Source organism: Oleiagrimonas citrea (genome assembly GCF_012395255.1).
GTDB classification, from domain to species: Bacteria; Pseudomonadota; Gammaproteobacteria; order Xanthomonadales; family Rhodanobacteraceae; genus Oleiagrimonas; species Oleiagrimonas citrea.
Genome location: NZ_JAAZQD010000001.1, coordinates 825210 through 847512, shown reverse-complemented (window position 1 = coordinate 847512; position 22303 = coordinate 825210). Strand labels below are relative to the sequence as shown.

General features: G+C 67.8%; 12 protein-coding genes. 10 read left to right on the top strand and 2 right to left on the bottom strand.

Annotated elements, in window-relative coordinates; all coding sequences use genetic code 11:
- Positions 1-37 precede the first annotated feature (37 nt).
- The 3 genes from cydD (at position 38) to HF690_RS03710 (ending at position 6328) form a co-directional block, all read left to right on the top strand.
- Complete coding sequence (gene cydD / locus HF690_RS03720) at positions 38-1801, top strand: thiol reductant ABC exporter subunit CydD (protein WP_168608466.1); 1764 nt, start codon at positions 38-40, stop codon at positions 1799-1801.
- The gene (cydC, locus tag HF690_RS03715; RefSeq protein WP_168608465.1) at positions 1798-3537 is read left to right on the top strand and encodes a thiol reductant ABC exporter subunit CydC; all 1740 of its coding nucleotides are present in this window, start codon (positions 1798-1800) and stop codon (positions 3535-3537) included. Before cydD ends, cydC begins: the two co-directional genes overlap by 4 nt.
- Positions 3538-3862: 325 nt before the next feature.
- On the top strand, positions 3863-6328 hold the full coding sequence (locus HF690_RS03710; protein WP_168608464.1) for a cation-translocating P-type ATPase: 2466 nt from the start codon (positions 3863-3865) through the stop codon (positions 6326-6328).
- 15 nt (positions 6329-6343) lie between these two features.
- Here HF690_RS03710 and cysK read toward each other — a convergent pair whose 3' ends face one another.
- Positions 6344-7300, bottom strand: a complete 957-nt coding sequence (gene cysK / locus HF690_RS03705) for a cysteine synthase A (protein WP_168608463.1) — start codon at positions 7298-7300, stop codon at positions 6344-6346.
- A gap of 275 nt (positions 7301-7575) precedes the next feature.
- Here cysK and recC point away from each other — a divergent pair, with 275 nt between their 5' ends.
- From recC to recD, 3 genes are read left to right on the top strand one after another with little or no spacing between them, the layout of a single operon-like run.
- Complete coding sequence (gene recC, locus HF690_RS03700; protein WP_168608462.1) at positions 7576-10857, top strand: exodeoxyribonuclease V subunit gamma; 3282 nt, start codon at positions 7576-7578, stop codon at positions 10855-10857.
- Positions 10854-14426, top strand: coding sequence for an exodeoxyribonuclease V subunit beta (recB, locus tag HF690_RS03695; RefSeq protein WP_168608461.1), 3573 nt, complete (start codon positions 10854-10856; stop codon positions 14424-14426). Before recC ends, recB begins: the two co-directional genes overlap by 4 nt.
- Entirely contained in the window at positions 14423-16273 is a 1851-nt protein-coding gene (gene recD, locus HF690_RS03690) for an exodeoxyribonuclease V subunit alpha (RefSeq protein WP_168608460.1), read from the top strand. The genes recB and recD overlap by 4 nt, the downstream gene beginning before the upstream one ends.
- 75 nt (positions 16274-16348) lie before the next feature.
- Here the strand turns inward: recD and HF690_RS03685 are convergent, their stop codons facing one another.
- On the bottom strand, positions 16349-17359 hold the full coding sequence (locus tag HF690_RS03685; protein ID WP_168608459.1) for an NAD-dependent epimerase: 1011 nt from the start codon (positions 17357-17359) through the stop codon (positions 16349-16351).
- Positions 17360-17649: 290 nt separating this feature from the next.
- On the opposite strand from HF690_RS03685, the gene HF690_RS03680 reads away from it, so the two are divergent.
- The 4 genes from HF690_RS03680 to HF690_RS03665 all read left to right on the top strand — a co-directional run bounded on the left by HF690_RS03680 (position 17650) and on the right by HF690_RS03665 (position 22132).
- Positions 17650-18864: a quaternary amine ABC transporter ATP-binding protein gene (locus tag HF690_RS03680; RefSeq protein ID WP_168608458.1), complete on the top strand. Its 1215-nt coding sequence runs from the start codon at positions 17650-17652 to the stop codon at positions 18862-18864.
- The gene (locus HF690_RS03675; protein WP_113065995.1) at positions 18861-19712 is read left to right on the top strand and encodes an ABC transporter permease; all 852 of its coding nucleotides are present in this window, start codon (positions 18861-18863) and stop codon (positions 19710-19712) included. Before HF690_RS03680 ends, HF690_RS03675 begins: the two co-directional genes overlap by 4 nt.
- 31 nt (positions 19713-19743) lie before the next feature.
- Positions 19744-20682, top strand: a complete 939-nt coding sequence (locus HF690_RS03670; protein WP_168608457.1) for a glycine betaine ABC transporter substrate-binding protein — start codon at positions 19744-19746, stop codon at positions 20680-20682.
- 73 nt (positions 20683-20755) lie between these two features.
- The gene (locus tag HF690_RS03665) at positions 20756-22132 is read left to right on the top strand and encodes a porin family protein (protein ID WP_113065993.1); all 1377 of its coding nucleotides are present in this window, start codon (positions 20756-20758) and stop codon (positions 22130-22132) included.
- Positions 22133-22303: the final 171 nt, after the last annotated feature.

Here is a 22303-nt window from a genome sequence, read left to right as displayed (position 1 = left end):
GGATGAACCGCCCGCGGTGCGGGCGAAGGCTTCGGGCGTGGCATCCGTGAAGGCGGATGCCGCGCCGGGGGCGACCGACTGGCTGGCGCAGCAGCAAGGGACCGTCCGACGCTGGCTGCTGTCCGCGATGGGCCTGGGGGCCGCCGGTACGGTGCTGTTGTGCGTGCAGGCGGGATTGCTGGCCTGGGCGTTGAACGCGATCCTCCTGCAGAAGGCCCATGTGCGCGACGTGCTTCCGGCCGCTGCCGCATTCGTGTTGCTGGCCCTGGTGCGTGCCGCGTGTTCGGTGCAGGCGCGCCGGTTCGGATTCGAGGCGGGTCGTCGCGTGGTGGCGGACGTGCGCATGCGGGTGCTCGAACAGTTCCGTGCGCGCGGACCGGCGTGGCTGGCGCGACAGTCGAGTGCCGATCTCATTACGCGAACCGTCGACGGCGTGGATGCGCTGGCGCCGTACTACGCGCGCTACCTGCCGCAGAAGGCCGCCGCCGTGCTGTTGCCGTTGATCGTCCTGGTCGCGGCGTTTCCGGCGGATTGGGTCGCGGGGCTGGTGATGCTGGTGACGGCGCCGCTGGTGCCGTTGTTCATGGTGCTGCTGGGCGGCGTGGCGGAGCGGGCCAGTCAGCGCCGCTGGGTCACGCTGTTGCGTCTGGGCAATCAGTTCTTCGACACCCTGCAGGGGTTGGTCACGCTGCGCCTGTTCGGCGCGGGCGCCCGGCGACGCGTGCTGCTGGCGGAACGCAGCGAGGCCTACCGCCGCGAGACGATGTCGGTGCTGCGTGTGGCGTTCCTGTCGTCGCTGGTGCTGGAATTCTTCGCCATGGTGAGCATCGCCGTGGTCGCGGTGCTGGTCGGTTTCCGTCTGATGTGGGGTGACGTGGCCTTCACCCACGGCATGTTCGTGCTGCTGTTGGCGCCGGAATTCTTTCTGCCGCTGCGTGCCTTGGGTGCGCTGCGGCATGCGCGCATGGATGCGGTCTCGGCCGCGGGCGATCTGGCTGCGTTGCTGGAGTCCACGCCGCCGGCCGCCGGGACAGCGTCTGCCGCTTCGTCGAAGGTCGTCGCTCCCGCACATCCGCCGCGCATCGAGATCGAGGACGTGCGCTTCGAATATGCGCCGGGTCGTGCCGGGCTGGACGGCATCACGATGGATATCCCCGCTGGCCGAACCACGGTGGTGGTGGGCGCCAGTGGCTCGGGTAAGAGCAGTCTGCTTCGGTTGCTGATGGGATTCCACGAACCGTCGCGGGGCACGGTGCAGGTCGAAGGGCATGCGCTGGACGCGCTCGATGCGGACACCTGGCGTGCGCGCATCGCCTGGCTGCCGCAGCGGCCGCATCTGTTCGTCGGCACGCTGCGCGACAACGTGCGCATGGCGCGTCCCGATGCAGACGACGTGGCGCTGGAACGCGCCGCGCGCGCGGCAGGGCTCGACGCGGTGCTGCGCGAGCTTCCGCACGGCTGGGAAACCCCGCTGGGCGAGAACGGCTACGGGCTGTCCGGCGGTCAGGCGCAGCGCGTCGCGCTGGCGCGGGCCTGGCTGCGCGATGCGCCGCTGTTATTGCTCGATGAACCGACTCAGCATTTGGACGAAGCCTCCGCACGGGCAGTGCAGGAGGCGATTGCCACGCTTCGGCGCGGACGCACGGTAGTGCAGGTGGCGCATCGTCTGGATGCGGCGCGGGCGGCGGATCAGGTCGTGGTGATGGCGGCCGGGCGCGTGATCGAGGCGGGCGCGCCAGCGCAGCTGATCGCCGATCGCGGCGCGTTCTTCCGTCTGCTGCAGAACGAGGAGGCCGCATGAGCGCGTCGGTGACCGGACCGTTGCGTCGCTTCTGGCGCGTGCTGGGCAGCCAACGACGCTGGATGATGCTGGGCGTGCTGGTGTCCCTGATCAGCACGTTGGCCGGCATCGCCCTGATGGCGATTGCGGGGCACTTCATCGCCAGCATGGCGCTGGCCGGCGCCACTGGCGCGGTGCTGAATTACTACACACCGGCCGCGCTGATCCGTGCCATGGCGCTGTTGCGCACCGGCGGCCGCTATGTCGAGCGGCTGGTCAATCACGAGGCGACCCTGCGCGTGCTGTCGCGCCTGCGGTTGTGGCTGTTCGATCGTCTGCTGCCGCTGGCGCCGGCGCGGACCGGTTTTCTTGGCTCGGCGGACCTGTTCTCGCGGTTGCGTGCCGATGTGGACCGGCTTGAACACGCCTACCTGGGGATCGGCATCCCCATCGTCGTTGCGCTGCTGGCGTTGCCGTTGGTGCTGGCGGTGCAGGCGGCCTACGCCTGGCCGGTGGCCGTGCTGACGGCGGTTGCGGCGACGGCGGCGGCCGTGCTGCTGCCGCGTTGGCTGATCGTGCGCAGCCGCGCGCCGTCTGAGGCGATGGTGCGCGACGAAGCGGCGCTGCGCGCGGAGGTCGGCGATCTGGTGCGCGGCGCGGCCGAGCTGCGGCTGTATGGTGCCGATGCAGTGCGCGAGGCGCGCATTCATGCGCTGACCGATGCGCAGCAGATGCGGCTGGCGCGTTTGGATGCCCTGCAGGAGCGGGGTCAGTCGCTGATACCGCTGCTGGCACAGGCGGTGGCGGCGGGAACCCTTCTGCTGGGGGCGGCCGCGGCACGCGCCGACAGGCTGGCCGGACCGGATGTGGTCATGCTGGTGCTGCTGGGGCTGGCGGCGTTCGAGGTGCTGGCCGTGCTGCCCGAAGCCTTCACGCGCTGGGGTGCGACCCGGGCCGCGGCGGCGCGGGTGTTCGATCTGGTCGATGCCGAGCCGGCGGTCGAGGACCCGGCGGCGCCGGCCGAACCGCCGTCGCAGCCGGATATTTCCCTGCGCGGCGTACGGCTTCGCTATGCCGAGGACGCGCCGTGGGCGCTGGACGGCGTGGATCTGGAGCTTCCGTTCGGCAGCCGCGTGGCGGTGACCGGCGCTTCGGGTGCGGGCAAGAGCAGCCTCGCGGCGGCGCTGCTGCGTTTCCAGCCTTTCGAGGGCGGGCGAATGATGTGGGGCGGACGCTCTATCACCGATTACGCGACGGACGATGTACGCGCCGCCATCGCCGTGGTCGAACAGCGCACGCACCTGTTCGACGCCACCCTGATCGAGAATCTGCGAGTAGCGCGCCCCGACGCCACCCGCGCGCAGATCGAGGCCGCTGTGCACGCGGCGCAGCTGAGCGAGTGTGTCGCGGCACTGCCGGATGGGTACGACACCTGGCTGGGCGAAGGTGGCGCGCATCTCTCGGGCGGCGAGGCGCGTCGCGTGGCCATCGCGCGTGCGCTGCTCGCAGATCGCCCGATCCTGCTTCTGGACGAGCCGACCGAAGGACTCGACGCCGCCACCGCGCAGTCGTTGATGGGGGCGCTGGCGACGCTGGCCGAGGGACGCACGGTGCTGCTTATCACGCACCGGCTCGAGGGCCTCTCGTATCTGGTCGATCGGCGGGTGCGCATGGAGCGGGGACGCATCGTGGCGGATGAAGCGGTCGCGTCGGTGTCTGTCGCGTCGTGCTCGGACCGTTTTTCGACGACGCACTGAGAAGGCATCCGCTGGTTGGTGAGTCGTGCTCGGCCCGGCCTCTTTCGGTTCCCGGTCGACGTGTGCATGGCGGTCGGAGGCACGCACGGTTTGATGGAACACCTGCGCGGCGTGAGTGCCGGGAGTCTCTGGTCGAGTGCAGGCCACGGGTCCGCCGTGGAGTATCCCGGAGCGTATCTGCGTTACGCTTCGAACTGCCGGGGTGATCGGCATCGCCAACCGGGGAGGCGCGCGCATGGCATCCGTTTTCGATGTACGAGTCTGTTCCGAGGTAGACCGAGCGGCATGCAGGCTTGCCGATGGCGACCGACGCTGAGGTCGTCCCATGAAGCACCACGTTCCCCCTGAACGCTGGAGTTCGCCGTCCGACCCGTCGCGCGGTCTGGATCGCGCTGAAGTGGAGGCGCGACGCGCGCGTTTTGGGCGCAACGATATGTTTGCGTCGCGCCGCGCCGGCTGGCGCGAGGTGCTGCGCGAGAGCGCGCGCGATCCGATGCCGTGGTTCCTGCTCGGCATTTCGCTGCTGTTCGCCCTGCTCGGTGACCACACCGAGGCGGTGGTGCTGGGGCTGGCGCTGCTGCCGATTCTGGGGATGGACGCGTATCTGCACCGGCGCAGCCGCGCCAGCGTGGAAGGTTTGGCCAGCCGGCTCGCCATGCGTAGCCGGGTATGGCGTGATGGCCATCTGGTCGAGGTGGACACGGTCGATCTCGTGCCGGGCGATCTGGTGCGGGTGGAGGCGTCCGAATACCTGCCTGCCGACGGCGTGATCGTCGATGGAGGGCATCTGCAGCTCGATGAATCCGCGCTCACTGGCGAGTCGCTGCCGTGCCGCAAGCATCCCTGGACGGGTGCGATGCCCGAGGACGCCGAGATCGAGGATCGGCACTGGGGCGCGGCCGGTACGCGTCTGCTGACCGGTTCGCTGCAGCTGCGCGTGGTCGATACCGGTGCACGGACCCTGTACGGAGGCATCGTGCGCCTGGCGCAGACCGGTCCGCGGCAGCGCACGCCGTTGCAGCAGGCGTTGTCGTCGCTGGTGACCGCGCTGGTCGCCGTGGCCGTGCTGATGTGCGTGGCGCTGGCGTTGGCGCGCTGGTATCAGGGGCATGGCCTGCTCGATGCGGTGGTGAGCGCGTTGACGCTGGCGGTCGCCGCGTTGCCTGAGGAGTTTCCGGTGGTTCTGACCGCCTTTCTCGGCGTCGGCGTGTGGCGATTGGCGCGCCACGGCGCCCTGGTGCAGCGTGCCGTGGCGGTGGAGAACATCGGCCGCGTCAGTGCGATCTGCACCGACAAGACCGGCACCCTGACCGAAGGCCGTCTGCAACTGCGCACGCTGCAGCCGGCGTCGGATGTCGACGAGCCGGCTCTGCTGCGCGTAGCCGCGCGCGCCAGCCGCGAGGACAGTGCCGATCCCATGGACACGGCCATTCTCGAACGTGCCGGCGGGGCGGGCGGCGAACGCGCGGCGACGTTCCCGTTCACGGAGAAAGCGCGTCGCGAGGTGGCGGTGTTCGTGCTGGAGGATGGACAGTTCGAGGCCGTGGCGAAGGGGGCGCCCGAGACGGTACTCGCAATGTGCACGCTGTCATCGGAGGAGCGCGAAGTCTGGAGCGCGCGCGCCGGCGAGTGGGCGGCGCGTGGCTACAAGGTCATCGCTTGCGCGCGACGCGCCTTGCCGGCCTGGCCTGGCGGGGAGCCGGATCGCGAGTATGCGTTCGCCGGACTGCTGGGATTCGCCGATCCGCTGCGTGAAGGTGTCGCGGAAGCCGTCGCCGAGACCCGGCAGGCGGGTATCCGCGTGCTCATGATCACCGGCGATCATCCGCTCACGGCGCGCGCGATCGCCGTCGAGGCGGGTCTCGGCGGTGCGGCGCCAACAGTGCGCCTGGGCGAGGACCTGGTGCGCGATCTGCGTCGGGACGGCGTCGCCGCGCTGGCGGATCTCGACGCCGTCGCGCGCTGCCTGCCGATGCACAAGCTGGAGATCGTGCGCGCCCTGCAGGCGGAGGGCGAGATCGTGGCGGTGACTGGCGACGGCGTCAACGACGTGCCCGCACTGCAGGCGGCCGACATCGGCATCGCCATGGGCCGACGCGGCACGCGCACAGCTTCCGAAGTGGCGCCGGTGGTGCTGCTCGACGACAACTTCGGCACCCTCGTCGAGGCCATTGCCGAAGGCCGTCAGCTGTTCGGCAATCTGAAGCTGAGCTTCGCCTACCTGCTGATGATCCACATGCCGCTGGTGCTGACGGCCGCCTTCGTGCCCTGGCTGGGTCTGCCGCTGCTGTATCTGCCGATCCACGTGGTGTGGCTGGAACTGATCATCCATCCGACGGCGTTGCTGGCCTTCCAGCAGCTGCCCACCCGCGCGCGGCTGCAGCGCGTGCGCAGGACGACGCGGTTGCGTTTCTTCGATGCCCGCGAATGGGCGGTGGTGATCGGCGGTGGTCTGGCGCTGACTGCGCTGGTCGGCGTCGGCTACGCCTACAGTCTGGAATCCTCCGGCAGCGCCGTGCACGCTCGCAGCATGGCGTTACTGGTGCTGGTCGTCGCCAGTGCGGCCGTGACGCTGGCGTTGGGTCGCGGACGCACAAGGGCGGCGCGCATTGTGCCGCTGGCGGCGCTGGCTTCGGCGATCGTGCTGCTGACGATTCCGACGCTTGCGGCAGCGCTGCAGTTGCAGTTGCTGCATGCCGACGACTGGATGCTGGCGCTGGCCGGCGGCGTGCTGATCGGCGCGGTGGCTGCGTTGTTCCATCGGAGCCACCGCGCTGTGCGCGCGTCGTGAATCGATGCGGTGTCGTCAATCTCGGGTGGGCAGCCACGCATCGTCCGAACCGTCCGGGATGCCCTCGAACAGCGGTGTGCTGAGATAGCGTTCGCCGGTGTCCGGCAGCATGGCCAGGATCGCGGCGCCTGGCGGGGTCTTTTTCGCGGCCTTCAGCGCTGCGGCCACGGTGCCGCCGGCGGAGATGCCGACGAAGATCCCTTCCTCGCGCGACAGACGCCGTGCTGTTTCGAGGGCTTCGTCGTCGGTGACCGGGATGTTGTCGTCGGGTACGTTGCGATTGAGCACTTCGGGTATGAAGTCCGGCGTCCAGCCCTGGATCTTGTGCGAATTCCATTCCTTGCCGGCGAGTAGGGCGGCGACGGCCGGTTCGGTGCTGACAATGCGCACTTCGGGTCGCGCGACCTTGAGCATCTCGCCCACGCCGGTCAGCGTGCCGCCGGTGCCCCAGCCGCTGACGAAGACGTCGAGCCGGTGGTCGGCAAAGTCGCGCAGGATTTCCGTGGCCGTGGTGTTGCGGTGGTAGGACGGGTTGGCTTCGTTCTCGAACTGGCGGGCCAGGAACCAGTCGTGTTTCTTCGCCAGTTCCTCGGCCCGCTTCACCATGCCGGTGCCGCGTTCGGCGGCGGGGGTGAGTACGACGCGCGCACCGTAGGCACGCATCAGCTTGCGGCGCTCGATCGAGAAGGAATCGGCCATCACGGCCACGAACGGATAACCGCGCGCCGCACAGACCATGGCCAGCGCCACGCCAGTGTTGCCGCTGGTGGCTTCGATCACGGTCTGGCGGGGCTGCAGCGTGCCGCGTCGCTCGGCGTCGAGAATGATGGCTTTGGCGAGACGGTCTTTGACCGACCCGCCGGGATTGAAGGATTCGATCTTCACGAACAGCTCGCGGCCCTCGGGCGCCATGCGATGCAGACGCACGACGGGGGTGCGTCCGATGGTGTCGAGAATGCTTTCGTGGATCATGGCGGTCTCCAGTCGCGAAGTAGAATGCTGCGAACAGGGCGCCGGGCTGGGACAGACGCAAACGGCGCGGACGCTGCGCGCAAGTCGTTGAATGGGCATTGTGCGCTCTTTTCGGCGCGGCAGGCATCGTCCACGCGGCCGATACCGTGTGGTCGGCGGAACAGTCGATGCCAGACGTTGCGACAATGCTTGTCGCATCTCGCGAGACATCGATCGGGCAGGATGATGGGATACGCTTGACCCATTGCCGCGAGCCGTCAGGATCGACGCCCAGCATGTTCCATTTGCACTACGACACTCATCTCGATGCATTGGCCGATACCTTGGCCGATCTGCTGGCGCGACGCGACCCGGCACACTTGCTGCAACCGCAGACGGTGCTGGTGCCGCAGCCCGGTCTGCGGCGCTGGCTGGTGCAGCGGTTGGCCGAGCGGTACGGCATCGCCGCCAACCTGGAATTCATCGCGCCGGCCCAGCTGGTATGGCGGTTGCTGCGGGCCGAACACGCGGAGCTGCCGTCGGTGTCGGGCTTCGATCGGGAAGTCCTGCGCTGGCGCATCCTGGCGCATCTGCGCGATCCGGCCGCGCCAGCCGCCGTGCGTGCGTGGTTGGGCGAGGACGCGGACGATCTGCGCAGCTTCGAGTTGTCCGGCCATCTGGCGCAGCTGTACGAACGCTATCAGGGGTATCGGCGCGAATTGCTCGAAGGCTGGGCCCGGGGCGAGGACGCGGACGATCCGCAGGCGGAGCTGTGGCGGCAACTGACCCGCGGCGATGCGACTTCCCGCAGTCATCTGCTGGGGCAGTTCCTGCGGCGTCACGCCGAAGCGGATGCGCCTCGGCCCGCGCAGCTTCCGTCGAGCGTGTTCGCCTTCGGCATCATCAACGTGTCGCCGGACGTGCTGCGCGTGCTGGGTGTGCTGGGACGCCATTGCGCGCTGCATTTCTTCCTGCCCACGCCATGCCGGGAATACTGGGGCGACCTGCCGAATCGCCGGGAATGCGAGACCCGGCTGGAGGCGGGTCAGAGCCTGTTCGACGATCCGCCCAATCGCCTGCTGGTCTCGCTGGGCGGTGTCGGGCGCGATTTCGTCGCTCAGCTGTTTTCCTACGAGCACGTGCAGCCGGACGTCGAGACGTTTCCCGAGGACGACGATCCGCCGCGCGATACCCTACTTCAGCGCGTGCAGGCGGACGTGATCACGCTGTCCGCGCCCGATCCGGATATGCGCCGCGATGTGCACGATCCGGCGGATCGTTCGTTGCAGGTGCATGTCTGCCATTCGCCGCTGCGTGAAGTGCAGGTGCTGCACGATCAGTTGCTGGACCGCCTGAAGCAGGACCCGGAACTGCAGCCGCGCGACATCGCGGTGATGGTGCCGGATCTCGCCCGGTACGCGCCGTGCATCGAGGCGGTGTTCGGCGCGTTGGGCGTGGACGACCCGCGACGTATTCCGTGGACCGTGGCCGACCGCCCGCTGGCCGAGACGCATGCGCTGGCGGCGCTGTTCCTGCGGCTGCTCGATCTGCCCGCCTCGCGGCTGACGGCCAGCGAAGTGCTGGAGGTGCTGGCGGTGCCGGCCGTGCTGCGCGGCTTCGGCCTCGACGAGGACGTGCTGGAGACGGTGCGCGCATGGGTGCGCGACGCCGGCGTCCGCTGGGGTGAGGACGCCGAGGATCGGCTGGCACATGGTCTGCCCGCGTTCGAGGAATACAGCTGGCGCTTCGGCCGACGGCGTCTGCTGCTGGGCTACATGAGCGGCGAGGCGACATCCGGTGCGTTGTTGCACGGGATTGCACCGCTGACCGACATCGAGGGCGCGGACACCGCCGCGCTCGGCGCCTTGTTTTCGGTCCAGCGCATTTTGCGGACTCTGCGTCATGCGCAACGGCGTCCGCAACCGCCCGGCGCGTGGCAGACCCTGATCAACGAGGCGCTGGATCGCCTGGTGCCACAGCCGGAAGGCCGCGACGAGGAACGTGCGCTGGAAGCCGCTCGAGCCGCCCTGCGTGCGCTGGCCGAGCACAGTGCGGAGGCTGCGTTCGACCAGCCTCTGGATTGGCGCACGGTGCGCGCTTTCGCGCAGGAACAGCTGCGCGAGCAGGCGCCGCAGCAGCGCTTCCTGGCCGGCGGCGTCAGCGTCTGCGGTCTGGTGCCGTTGCGCAATGTGCCGTTCAAGCTGATCTGCGTGCTGGGCATGGACGCCGACGCGTTTCCGCGCCGCGATCCCGCTGACGCGTTGAACCGCATGCTGGTCGGTCGTCGCATGCCGGGCGACCGCTCGGTGCGCGAGGACGATCGCTATCTTTTCCTGCAGACGCTGATGGCCGCCGAGCGGCAGCTGTATCTCAGCTACACCGGTATCGATCTGCGCAAGGGCACGGCGATCGAGCCGTCCGTGGTGTTGAGCGAGTTGCTCGACCATGTCTGCGAGGGGTATTTCCGCGATCCTGCCGCTGCGCGCAAGCAATTGGTCACGCAGCATCCGATGCAGGCGTTCTCATCGCGCCTGTTCGTTCCGGATGATGTGCCCATGCACGATGCGAACGTGTTCACTTATCGCGACGAATGGCTGGAGGCGGCGCGTCCCGCGCCGCGCCGCGTCGAGCCGGTCGTGTTCGCCGACGACGCATGGCCGGCGGAGAATGAAACGGAAGCGGTCGAGCTGGCTGCGTTGCGGCAGTTCTTCCGCAATCCCGCCGCGGCGTTCCTGCGGATCGAGGCGGGCATCACGTTGTCCGCGCCGGACGAGGAGGTCGACGAACGTGAGCCGCTGACGCTCGAACCGCTGCAGCGACATCGCCTTGACACAGTGCTGGCCGTGAACGTCGATGATGCGGCCGGACAGACCCTGGAGGCACTGCGCGCGCAGGCGCTGTTGCCGCCGCTGGCCTGGGGCGAGACGGCCCTGCGCGACACCCTGCAGGCGCTGGGACCGGGATTGCGGCAATGGCAGGCATGGCGGCAGGCGCATCCACCGCAGGCGCCGCATCGTTTCCGCCTGGATCTGGGCGAGGGGAGGGTGCTGACCGGCGTGCTCGAGGAACTCCACGAAGGCGGATACGGCGCATGGGTTGGCGCTTCGCACAGCGCAGGCGGCTGGATGCACTGGTGGTTGGGCGCCCTGGCTGCGCGCGCACTGGAAATCGCGCCGGATTGCCTGGCCTGGGGGCGCGACAGCGGAAAGGCATCCTGGCGATTGCCGTGGCGCCCGGCCATGCCCACGGCCGCGGAAGCGTGTGCGCATCTGCGCGTGTTGCTGGACGTGCATCGCGAAGGCCGGCGCGAGGCGTTGCCGCTTCCTTTGCGCACAGCCTTCGCCTGGGCGGAGAAGCGCGCAGCCGGCGAGGATGAGGCGGCGGCATGCAAAGCCGCGCAAGGCAGCTGGGCAGGGGGGTACAACACCTACGCCGAGGCCGGCGATGCCTGGTTCGCGTTGGCCTTCCGCGGTCGCGAGCTGTTCGATGGCGCGGCGATGCAGGGGCGTTTCGAGGCCCTTGCCGCGCATGTCCATCTGCCGTTGTGCCAAGCGCTGCGGAACGGAGGTGCGCCATGAACGAGGTGTTGCAGAACCTGGCCGACACCGACATGGCGCTGCGCGTGCCGTTGGCCGATGTGCAGCAGATCGAGGCCAGCGCCGGCACGGGCAAGACCTACACCATCGCCGGGCTGTATGCGCGGCTGGTGGTCGAGCGAAATCTGGAAACGCGGCAGATTCTGGTAATGACGTTCACCAAGGCCGCGACCGAGGAACTGCGTCAGCGCCTTCGGCAGCGCCTGGCCGTGTGCGCGCGGGTCGCGGCGCAGCCCTGGATCGATTCTGACGTCGCACTTCCGGACACGCTGGACGGCGAGAAGCGCTGGGCGCTGGCGCTGCTTCGCCGCACGCTGGAGTGCGGCGAGGAAGCACCGTCCGATCTGGCGCATCGCCTGCAGCAGGCCGTGACGCGCATGGACGAGGCGGCGATCTTCACCATTCACGGATTCTGCCAGCGCGTGCTGGGTGAGCATGCAGCGCTGATCGAAGGCGTCAGCGAAACCCGCACGCTCGAACCCTCCGACGACGATCTGCTGGCGTCCTTCGCCGCCGACGCGTGGCTGCGCTGGGGCAGCGCCGAGGACATCGTCGACCGGCACGCGTTGCTGACGCTCGGCTCGACGCCGGAGGCGCTGGCCGCGACGCTGAAGCCCCTCATCGACTTCCATGGCCGCATCGAGCCGCTCCCGTCGCCGGATGCCGACGCGATGGCGCCTTGCCAGCCCGAAGACGTCGACGCGGCGCGCGAGGCGTTGCACCGGATCTGGCGCGAGGCGGGTGAAGAGGCCGTGGCCGTGTTCCGGGCGGCGTTCGAGGCGGGTCATCTGCACGGCGGGCGGTACAAGTCCGATAGCGTGGAGGGTCTGCGCGACCTGCACCGGCAATTGGCCGAGGGCGGATGGCCGGCGCCGAACCTGCTGCAGAAATTCGCCGGCGAGAAACTGGCCGCAGCGGTCAAGAAGAACAAGCCGCCGTTCGCGGGGCATGCGGCGTTCACGGCCATCGACAACTGGCTGCGTGCCGAGTCCGCCTACGCGGACCAGGTCCGCGCCCGGACGCCGGTCGTGCTGCATGCATTGCTGCGCGAAGCGCGTGAGGGGCTGGCCGCGCGCAAGCGCGATCTGTCACGCCTGTCCTACGCCGACCAGATCGAATGGGTGCATCGCGGTCTCGACGACGGCGCGCGCGGCGAACGTCTGCGCCAGGCGCTGCATGCGCAGTATCCGGTCGCCCTGGTCGATGAATTCCAGGACACCGATGCGCGTCAGTTCGAGATCTTCCGTCGGCTCTACGCCGAGCAGGGCGTGCTGTTCTGCATCGGCGACCCCAAACAGGCCATTTACGGCTTCCGTGGCGGCGACGTGCATGCCTATTTGCGCGCCAAGCGCCTGGCCGCGGCGCACTGGACGCTGGATCACAACTACCGTTCCGCTGCCGGATTGCTGACCGCCTGCGAAGCCCTGTTCAGCGGGCGCGAGGATGTCTTCGTCGAAGACGGCATTGCCTTCGAATCGGTGCAATCGGGCGGCAAGGAAGCGGATGGCGCCTTGCGTCGGAACGGCGAGCAGGTCGCGCCGATGACGCTCTGGCGACTGCCCGACGAGGCGCCGCCCGGTGGACGCGAAGCGCTTGAAGAAAGTCTCGCCCTCGCTTGCGCCGGCGAGGTGGCGCGTTTGCTGACGCCCGAGACGGCGCAGTTGCGCGAGGCATCGGTCGCGCCCGGCAGCATTGCGGTACTGGTCGACTCGAACCGGCAGGCCATGCGCGTCCAGGATGCATTGGCGGCCTGCGGTGTACCCGCCGTGTGCCAGCGGCGCGAGAGCGTCTACGCCACGCAGGAGGCCGTCGAGCTGTGCCGCATCCTCGATGCCCTGCTGGCGCCGCGTCATGCCGGACTGGCGCGCGGCGCGCTGTGCACACGCCTGCTCGGACGTCGCCTCGGCGATCTGCGGACCATGCAGGATCACGATGCCGACTGGCGCGACGAACTTGACGACCTGCGCGCACGCTGGCTGGAGCGCGGCGTGCTGGCGATGCTGGAGCGTCTCGGCGAACGGCACGCGCGCCGGCTGCTGGCCGAACCCGACGGCGAGCGCTGTCTCAGCAATCTGATGCAGTTGGGCGATGCGTTGCAGGCCGAGGCGCGTCGTCTGTCCAGCGCGCGTGCGCAGCGAGACTGGCTGGCGCGGCGCATGGGCCTGGCCGACGCTGGCAACGAGAACGAACAGCTGCGTCTGGAAAGCGATGCCGAGCGTGTGCAGATCATGACCGTGCACGCCAGCAAGGGACTGGAATTCGATCTGGTGTTGCTGCCGTTCGCCGCGTTGATGCAGGCGCGCAAGCCGGAGAAGGGCGGGTTCGCGCGCTATCACGACGGCGATGATCTGGTGCGCCGATTCATCGCCAGCGGATCCGGCGATCGTGACCCGGACGATGACGAAGCGATGGCCGCTGCGCAGCGGGAAGAGCTTGCCGAGGGCGTGCGCAAGCTCTACGTCGGCGTGACGCGCGCCCGGCACGCGTGCTGGCTCAGCGTGCCAGCGTCGGGCAGAACGCCGGCGGGAAGCGTGCTCGGCTGGGTGCTTGCGGATGGTGTGGAGGCGTTGCTGGCACGCGGCGGTGCGAGCGTGGCGGAAGCGCCTTTGCCGGAGCCTGTGCACATCGGCGTCGCGCCGCCGGCACAGACGCCACAGCTACAGGCGCGCCGTTTCCAGCGCGAACTGGATCGCGATTGGCGTCATCACAGCTTTTCGCGACTGGCCGAGGGTGGGCACTCGCCGCACTTCGACACCGACGCGTCCGCCGCATCGGCGACAGACGCCGATGCGCGCGTGCCGGCGATGGCCGGCGGCCTGCACGGAAGCCGTTTCGGCAGTGCAGTACACGACGCGCTCGAACACATCGACTTCGCAGCCTGGGCCGACGATGCCGGTGCGGTGCCCGATACGCAGCGCGAAATCGTGATGCGCGCGCTGGCGGCGCAGGGATTCAGCGGTGCGGCGGCGCAGCGTTCGGTCGAGGACCTTCTGCGCCGCACACTGCGCACGCCGGTGGTCGACGACCTGTGTCTGGCCGCGCTCCCGGAGAGCATGCGGCGTGCCGAAATGGTGTTCGATTTCGGCATGGAAGGGGCCGACCCGCAGCAGTTGCTGGACGTGCTGCATGTCCATGGCTACCAGTTGCAGCGCGAGCGCTTCGCCCATGTCGGCGGACGCCTGCGCGGTCTGATGAACGGCATCATCGATCTGGTCTTCGTGCATGCGGACCGCTGGTGGATCGCCGACTACAAGACCAATCATCTCGGCGACCGCGTCGCCGACTACGCGCCCGAGCCGCTTCGCGTGGCCGTGCATGACAGCGACTATGATCTGCAATACCTCATCTACACCGTGGCCCTGCATCGCTGGCTTCGCCAGGTGCGCGGCGACGACTACGACTATGCGCGCGATTTCGGCGGCGTGCGCTACCTGTTCCTGCGCGGGATGGGCGTGGGTCCGGAAGGCAACGGCATCCATGCGGATCGTCCGCCGCCCGAACTGGTTTTCGCCATGGATGCGCTGTTGCGTGCGCCCGGAGGCCGGTCATGAATCCGCGTGGCGATCTGCTTGATCGACTGCAGGCGCGCGGCGTGCTGCGTCCGCTCGATGTCGAACTCGGCCGCTGCCTGCTCGATCTGGAGGCGGATGTGCCGATGGAGCTGGGGTTGCTGGCCGCGGCGGCTTCGCTGGCGGTCTCGCAGGGGCACAGTTGTCTGCCGCTGTCGCAACTGCCGGCCGTACTCGGCGAAGCCTGCGGTGACGATGATGCGCTGCCGGAACTTCCGGCGGTCGAGCACCTGCAGCAGGCGCTGCAGACGAGCCGCTGGGCAGCGCCGGCGTCGGATGCGGCCGTCGAGCCGCTGCTGTACGACGAGGAACGCGTCTGGCTGGGACGCTATTTCCATCACGAAGGCCGGGTGGCGCAGGTGCTGCGCCGCCTGCTTTCGGCACCGGCGCCGGCTGTGGATGCGGACGCTCTGCGCGTGGCGCTCGACCCTTTCTTTGCGTTGGGGGGCGCCGAGCCGGACCGGCAGGCGCTGGCGGCCCTGACCGGTCTGATCTCCCCGCTGACCGTCATCACCGGCGGGCCGGGCACCGGCAAGACCACCACGGTGCTCTGGCTACTGGCGGCCTGGATCGGGCAGCGGCGGGCTTCGGGACAGGCCGCGCCGCGCATTCATCTGGCCGCGCCCACGGGCAAAGCCGCTGCCCGGCTCAGCGAGTCGCTGCGCGAGCGCATCGATGCGCTGAAGGTGGACGAGGACGTGCGGCAAGCGTTGCCGACCACGGCGTCGACCCTGCACCGTCTGCTCGGCGTGCGTCGCGGCAGCATGCACTTTCGCCATCACGCCGGGTACCCGCTGGATACCGATCTGGTCGTCGTCGACGAAGTGTCGATGGTCGATCTGCCGTTGATGGCAAGGCTGCTGGACGCGCTGCCGGAGGGCGCGCGCCTGGTGCTGCTCGGCGACCGCGACCAGCTGGCTTCGGTCGAGGCCGGCAACGTGCTCGCGGCCGTGTGTGCCGCTGCCGGCGAGGGCGCGGTGTCGCCCGCACGTGCGGCGCTGGTGCATGCGGTGACGGGCGTGTGGGTGAACTCGCATGCGGATGCTGGGCGGTTTGCCGATGCGGTGGTCGAGTTGCATCGTTCGCATCGTTTCGACGGCGACAGCGGACTGGGGCAGGTGGCCGCGATGATCCGCGCCGGCGAAGGCGATGCGCTATGTCGCGGGCTGACGGAAGCGACCTACGTGGATGTGCACCTGGACGAGGGGGCTGCACAGCACCCGCCGACGGCGCTGGTCGGGCGGCACGTCGAACGCTTCGCAGCGCTGGCGCACTGCGACGATCCCCGCGAAGCGTTGGCGATGTCCACCCGGCATCGAGTACTGACTGCGTTGCGCGATGGAGCCTGGGGCAGCCACACGCTGAACGAGGCCTTCGAGCGGACCCTGCGGCAGCGTGCAGGGGCGGAGCCGGATGCGTTGTGGTATCCGGGCCGTCTGCTGCTGGTGACCCGCAACGCCTACGGCGTGTCGTTGTTCAACGGCGACATCGGCGTGGTGCTGTCCGATGCCGAAGGCGTGCTGCGAGCCTGGTTCCCGGACGCCGAGGGCGGCGTGCGCAAGCTGGCCCTGGCGGCGCTGCCCGAATGCGAAAGCGCCTACGCCATGACCATCCACAAGAGCCAGGGCTCGGAATTCGAGGCGGTCGACATCGTGCTGCCGCCGCACGATGCGCGCGTACTCGGCCGCGAGCTGCTCTACACCGCCGTGACCCGCGCGCGTCGTCAGGTCACGCTGGTGGCGACGCCGGACACGCTGCGCCGCACCGTGGCCCGCAGCACGCGCCGCTTCAGCGGTCTGGCGGCACGTTTGACGGCGTCTTCGGACTGAACGCGTCATCGCCCTCACGGTAGATGGATCTGGGTCGCGCGTGGATTTTCGAAGCGTATGCGCAGGCGTGGGGTGTCAGGCGTTCGGGTAGTAGCTGCGATACCACTCCACGAAACGTTCTACGCCGACTTCGATCGGCGTCGACGGTGCATAGCCGACATCGCGGTGCAGCGCTGCGACGTCGGCCCAGGTGTCGGCCACGTCGCCGGGCTGCATCGGGAGCAGGTTCTTCTTCGCTTCGCGGCCCAGGTGCTGTTCCAGCAGTTCGATGAAGCGCATCAACTGCACCGGCTTGCCGTTGCCAATGTTGTACAGCCGCCAGGGTGCGCTGGAGCGGTCGGCGACCGGGTGCGCGGGGTCGTAGTCGGGGTCCGGCTGCGCGGGATGATCCAGGCAGCGGATCACACCCTCGACGATGTCGTCGATGTAGGTGAAGTCGCGGCTGTGGTGGCCGTGGTTGAACACGTCGAGCGTCTCGCCGCGCAGAATGCGGTCGGCGAACAGCATCGGCGACATGTCCGGACGGCCCCACGGGCCGTAGACAGTGAAGAAGCGCAGACCGGTGGTCGGCAGTCGGTACAGATGGCTGTACGTGTGCGCCATCAGTTCATCGGCGCGCTTGGTCGCGGCGTACAGACTGACCGGGTGATCGACGGCGTGACGCGTGGAGAACGGCATGTCGCGGTTGTCGCCGTAGACCGAGCTGGACGAGGCGTAGACCAGGTGCTCGACGCCACCATGACGGCAGGCTTCGAGCAGGTTGACGAAGCCGACCACGTTGCTCTGCACATAGGCGTGCGGATTTTCCAGCGAGTAGCGCACGCCGGCCTGGGCGGCCATGTTCACGACGCGCTGCGGACGGAAACCGTCGAAGGCGTCTTGCAGCGCCGTCATGTCGGCCAGGTCGATGCGGCGATGCAGATAGCGTGGATGTTCGCCGAAGCGGTCCACGCGAGCCTGCTTCAGTGCCGGATCGTAGTAGTCGTTGTGGTTGTCGATTCCGAGCACGTCGTCGCCGCGCGCGAGCAGGGCTTCGGTCAGCGCCGCGCCGATGAAACCCGCCGTGCCGGTCACCAGAATCCGCATCGTTGAAGGTCCAGATGTGTTGTTCGCAGGCGTGCATCTTAACGCTTTATGAGTTGCGGGTCGGCGACGACAAGACCCTGCTGTCGCAGTGTTTTCGAGGTTTTCGGCCGCGCGGATACCTGCCATCGCAGGCTTGTTCAGGTTGAGCAGACATGCCAGAGGTACTACGGTGGTATGCATATCAATCTACGAGCCGGCCTGTTGTGCGGCGTCTGTTGTGGTCGTTTTTTGCGGTCCCCGGGCGGTGCACCGACAGGGCGCGTTCCGTCTAGCGGAAGGGGCAGCAGACGATGGCCAAAATCAAGGTCGAGAAGCTCACCAAGATCTTCGGGCCGCATCCCGAGCAGGGGTTGCGCATGCTCGACGAAGGCAAGAGCAACGCCGACATTCGAGAAACCGGACAGGCCGTCGGCATCGCCGATGTCTCGTTCGAGGTGGAAGAAGGCGAATTCCTGGTGGTGATGGGGTTGAGCGGCAGCGGCAAGTCGACGCTGATCCGCTGTCTCAATCGCCTCAACGAGCCGACACGCGGACACATCTTCATCGACGGCGACGACATCACGCGCCTCGATCGCCAGGCGCTGCTGAAGCTGCGTCAGACCAAGATCAGCATGGTGTTCCAGCACTTCGCGCTGTTTCCGCACCGCACGGTGGTGGACAACGCGGCCTACGGTCTGGAAGTGCAGGGCCTTGACGCGGACGAGCGTCGACGCCGCGCCAACGAGGCGCTGGAACTGGTCGGCCTGGACGGCTGGGCCGATTCCTATCCGGGACAGCTGAGCGGCGGCATGCAGCAGCGCGTCGGCCTGGCGCGTGCGCTCGCCGTGGAGCCCGACATCCTGCTGATGGACGAGGCGTTCAGCGCGCTCGATCCGCTGATCCGTCGCGACATGCAGCACGAGATGATGCAGCTGCAGCAGCGCGTGAAGAAGACCATCGTGTTCATCACCCACGATCTGGACGAGGCCCTGCAGGTCGGCGACCGCATCGTGCTGATGAAGGACGGCCGCGTGGTGCAGATCGGCACGCCGGAAGAGATTCTCAACAATCCGGCCAACGCCTACGTCGAGCGCTTCGTCGAGAACGTGGACATGTCACGCGTGCTGACTGCGCAGTCCGTGCTGCAGCGTGCGCGCGTGGTCGCGTTCCCGAATGATGGTCCGCGCACCGTGCTGCGCAAGATGGCCGACGAGAACTACGCCAGCCTGCTGGTGGTGAACCGCGATTACACGCTGGTCGGTTCGATCAGCGCCGAGGTGGCCAGCAAGGCGGTCAAGGACGGTGTGGAACACATCGAGTCGCTGGTCGAGGAAACCCCGTCGGTGACGCCTTCGGAGTCGCTGATGAACGTGATCGGCATTCTCGCGGACTGGCGCTGGCTGCTGCCCGTGGTCGACGAAAACAACAAGGTGCTGGGCGTGGTCACGCGCGCCGGCGTGCTCACGGCGCTGGCCGAGAACAACGACACCTCCGACTCGGAAGCGGAAAGGAGTGACGCGGCATGATCCCCTCGGTTCCCAAGTTTCCTCTCGCGCACGGCATCGACGTCGCGCTCGACTGGTTGACACACAATTTCTCCTGGCTGACGCAGGCGCTCAGTCACGCCATTTCGGCGGTGATCGACGCCATCGTCGCCGGCCTGCTGTTCGTGCCGCCGTGGCTGCTGATCATCATCGTCGCCGCGGTGGGGTGGCGCGTGGCCGGGCGGCGTGTCGGCATCTTCACGGCGTTGGGCCTGCTGTTCCTGTGGAATCTGCGCCTGTGGCAGCCCACGGTGGAGACCTTCACCCTGGTGCTGATCTCGACCCTGATCGCGGTCGCCATCGGCCTGCCGCTGGGCATTGCCGCCGCGTTGAACAAGCGCACGTCGAGAATCGTCATGCCGGTGCTCGATTTCATGCAGACCATGCCGGCCTTCGTCTACCTGATCCCCGCGATTCCGTTCTTCGGACTGGGCGCGGTCTCGGCCAGCGTGGCCACGGTGATCTTCTCCACGCCGCCGACCATCCGTCTGACCGCGCTGGGCATCCGCCAGGTGCCGGGCGACCTGATCGAGGCGGCCGATGCCTTCGGTTCCTCGCGCAAGCAGAAGCTGTTCAAGGTGCAGCTGCCGATGGCCGTGCCGACCATCATGGCGGGCATCAACCAGACCATCATGCTGGCGCTGTCGATGGTCGTCATCGCCGCGATGATCGGCGCCGGCGGACTCGGCGGCGAAGTCTGGGAGGCCATCCAGCGTCTCGAGCCCGGCAAGGGCTTCGAGTCCGGCATCGCCATCGTGATCCTGGCCATGATCCTCGACCGCATCACCCAGCGTATCGGCCGCGACTCGAAGGTCGCCAGCGCGCACTGATTTCCCTTTCTCCATCAGAAGGAGCGATTCCATGATTCGCACCATGTCTCTACGCAATACCTGTGTCCTGGCGGTTTCCGCCCTCGCGCTCGCCGCGTGTTCCAACAACGGCGGGCAGTCCGGCAAAGATGCCGGCGCGTCCTCGGCCTCGACGGCGATGACGGCCAAGCCGGCCGCCTCCGGCGGTCACGTCAAGCTGGCCTACGTCGAGTGGTCCAGCTGCACGGCGGCGACCAACGTGGTCAAGGCCGCGCTGGAGAAGAAGGGCTACACGGTCGACGCCGTGTCGGTCAGCGGCGCGGCCATGTACTCGGCCATCGCCAACGGCGATGCCGACGCCACTGTTTGCGCCTGGCTGCCGACCACGCAGGCCAACTACTACGCCAAGACCAAGGACCGCCTGGACAATCTGGGTCCGAACATGCAGGGCACCAAACTGGGCCTGGTCGTGCCCGATTACGTGAACATCGACAGCATCGAGCAGCTCAAGGCCAATGCCGACAAGTTCGACGATCGCATCGTCGGCATCGATCCGGGCGCAGGCGAGATGGATCTGACCGAGAAGGTCATCAAGCAGTACGGCCTGCCGTTGAAGCTGGTGTCCGGCAGCGGCGCGACCATGACCGCCGCGCTGAAGAGCGCCATCGACAACAAGAAGTGGATCGTGGTCACCGGCTGGACCCCTCACTGGATGTGGGCGCGCTGGAAGCTGAAGTATCTGGCCGATCCGAAGAACATCTATGGCGATTCCGAGAATATCGACACCCTGGTGCGCAAGGGCTTCAAGCAGGCCGATCCGGGCGCCTATGCCGTGCTCGACGCCTTCCACTGGACGGCCGGCGACATGCAGCAGGTGATGGCCGCCGCGCGCGAGCCGGGCAGCGATCCGGCTTCCGCCGCCAAGAAGTGGGTGGCAGCGAACAGCGACAAGGTCGACGCGTGGACCGGTAAGGCCGCCGCGCAGCAGTAATCGCATCCGAGCGCCGGGCGGTGGAGCAGCGCCGCCCGGCATGACTCCAATTGAAAAATCGAAGGGGATCGTCATGAACGCATCCACACGCGCCTGCGCGCTTGCCCTCGGCATCGCCGCGGCGCTGGCGGCGCCGTGCGCGGCTGCCTCCGGAACCTCCGGCCAGGGCAAGACCGCCAAGAGCGACCAGCAGAAGAAGGCCGACATGGCCGCACGCATCGAGATCATGCAGAAGCAGATCGACATGCTGCAGAAGCAGCTCGACGACATGCGCGCGCAGCAGACGGCGTCGCAGCAGCAATCGTCGGACACGCGCAAGAAGCTGGACACGCTGGCCAAGGACAACAAGAAGACCAAGGCGAAAGTCGCCAAGGTCGAGAAGAAGCAGAAGAACGGCATCACCGTCGGCGGCGCCATGCGCTTCCAGTACAGCTACGAGGACTACAACAAGAACAACGTCCACCGTACCGGCGACGCCGATTTCGACATCTTCCGCCTGAATTTCCGCGGCCGGGTCGATGACATCGAGCTGCAGGCCGAATGGCGCTGGTTCCAGTACATGAGCGCCGTGAAGTACGCGTGGCTGGGCTACGACTTCAGCAAGAACCAGCAGTTGCAGGTGGGCCTGACGCGCATTCCGTTCGGCAACCAGCCGTACAACTCGCACAACTACTTCTTCAGCTCGAATTACTACCTGGGGCTGGAGGACACCTACCACATGGGCGTCGAGTACGTGTACTCGGGCGATCCGTGGAACGTGCAGTTGGCCTTCTTCAAGAACGACGGCATGGGCGGCATCGACGGCTACGTCAGCAACCGCTCCAACAGCTATTCGTACAACGTGGTCGGCGTGCGTTCGCCGGGCGAGGGCATCTACGCCGATCCGCAGCATCCGGCGGCCAGCATCAACACCGCCGCCGCGCGCGTGGCCTACACGTTCAAGCCCAACGACGATCTCAAGATCGAGTTGGGCGCTTCCGGTCTGCATGGCGGACTCGAGGGGCCGTCGTCCAGCATCGGCAACTATTCGGCCTACGCGCTGCACATGAACGCCGACTACAAGCGCTTGAACGTGCAGGCGCAGGCCTCTCGCTACGACTACAATGTCGACGGCGGCGCCGACCGTCTGGCCGTGGGCGCCTATGCGTTCTACGACACCATCGCCGCCAAGGCCGATTCCTACACCTTCAACGTGAAGTACCACCAGCCGGTGCAGTGGGGACCGGTCCATGGTCTGGATTTCTACAACGACTACTCGTTGATCACCAACAAGTCCGGTCAGTTGCCCAGCACCTTCATGAACATCCTGGGCGTGGGCGTGTCGGCGGGCGATCTGTACACCTACTTCGACTTCGTCACCGCGCGCAACCAGCCGTTCATCGGCGGAAGCATGGCCGGCGACGGCAAGGTGGAGCATCGCTTCAACATCAACTTCGGCTTCTACTTCTAGGAACGCCGGGACCGGAGAGTCGGGCCTCGCGTCCGTCACGCAGGTGGCGAGCGCGGGACCGCTCCCCGGAATGCTCGGCCGGGCGTGGCATGTCGTCTTCGGGCGGCCTGTTTTCCCGGCCATCGCGAGCGCCGGCGCCATGCGTGTCGTTGACACCGTGTGGGCGCCGGG

Bases quoted from the DNA above. Each gene is read 5' to 3' on its own strand.
- cydC (WP_168608465.1), top strand. From the start codon at position 1,798: ATGAGCGCGTCGGTGACCGGACCGTTGCGTCGCTTCTGGCGCGTGCTG.
- HF690_RS03710 (WP_168608464.1), top strand. From the start codon at position 3,863: ATGAAGCACCACGTTCCCCCTGAACGCTGGAGTTCGCCGTCCGACCCG.
- cysK (WP_168608463.1), bottom strand. From the start codon at position 7,300: ATGATCCACGAAAGCATTCTCGACACCATCGGACGCACCCCCGTCGTG.
- recC (WP_168608462.1), top strand. From the start codon at position 7,576: ATGTTCCATTTGCACTACGACACTCATCTCGATGCATTGGCCGATACC.
- recB (WP_168608461.1), top strand. From the start codon at position 10,854: ATGAACGAGGTGTTGCAGAACCTGGCCGACACCGACATGGCGCTGCGC.
- recD (WP_168608460.1), top strand. From the start codon at position 14,423: ATGAATCCGCGTGGCGATCTGCTTGATCGACTGCAGGCGCGCGGCGTG.
- HF690_RS03685 (WP_168608459.1), bottom strand. From the start codon at position 17,359: ATGCGGATTCTGGTGACCGGCACGGCGGGTTTCATCGGCGCGGCGCTG.
- HF690_RS03680 (WP_168608458.1), top strand. From the start codon at position 17,650: ATGGCCAAAATCAAGGTCGAGAAGCTCACCAAGATCTTCGGGCCGCAT.
- HF690_RS03675 (WP_113065995.1), top strand. From the start codon at position 18,861: ATGATCCCCTCGGTTCCCAAGTTTCCTCTCGCGCACGGCATCGACGTC.
- HF690_RS03670 (WP_168608457.1), top strand. From the start codon at position 19,744: ATGATTCGCACCATGTCTCTACGCAATACCTGTGTCCTGGCGGTTTCC.
- HF690_RS03665 (WP_113065993.1), top strand. From the start codon at position 20,756: ATGAACGCATCCACACGCGCCTGCGCGCTTGCCCTCGGCATCGCCGCG.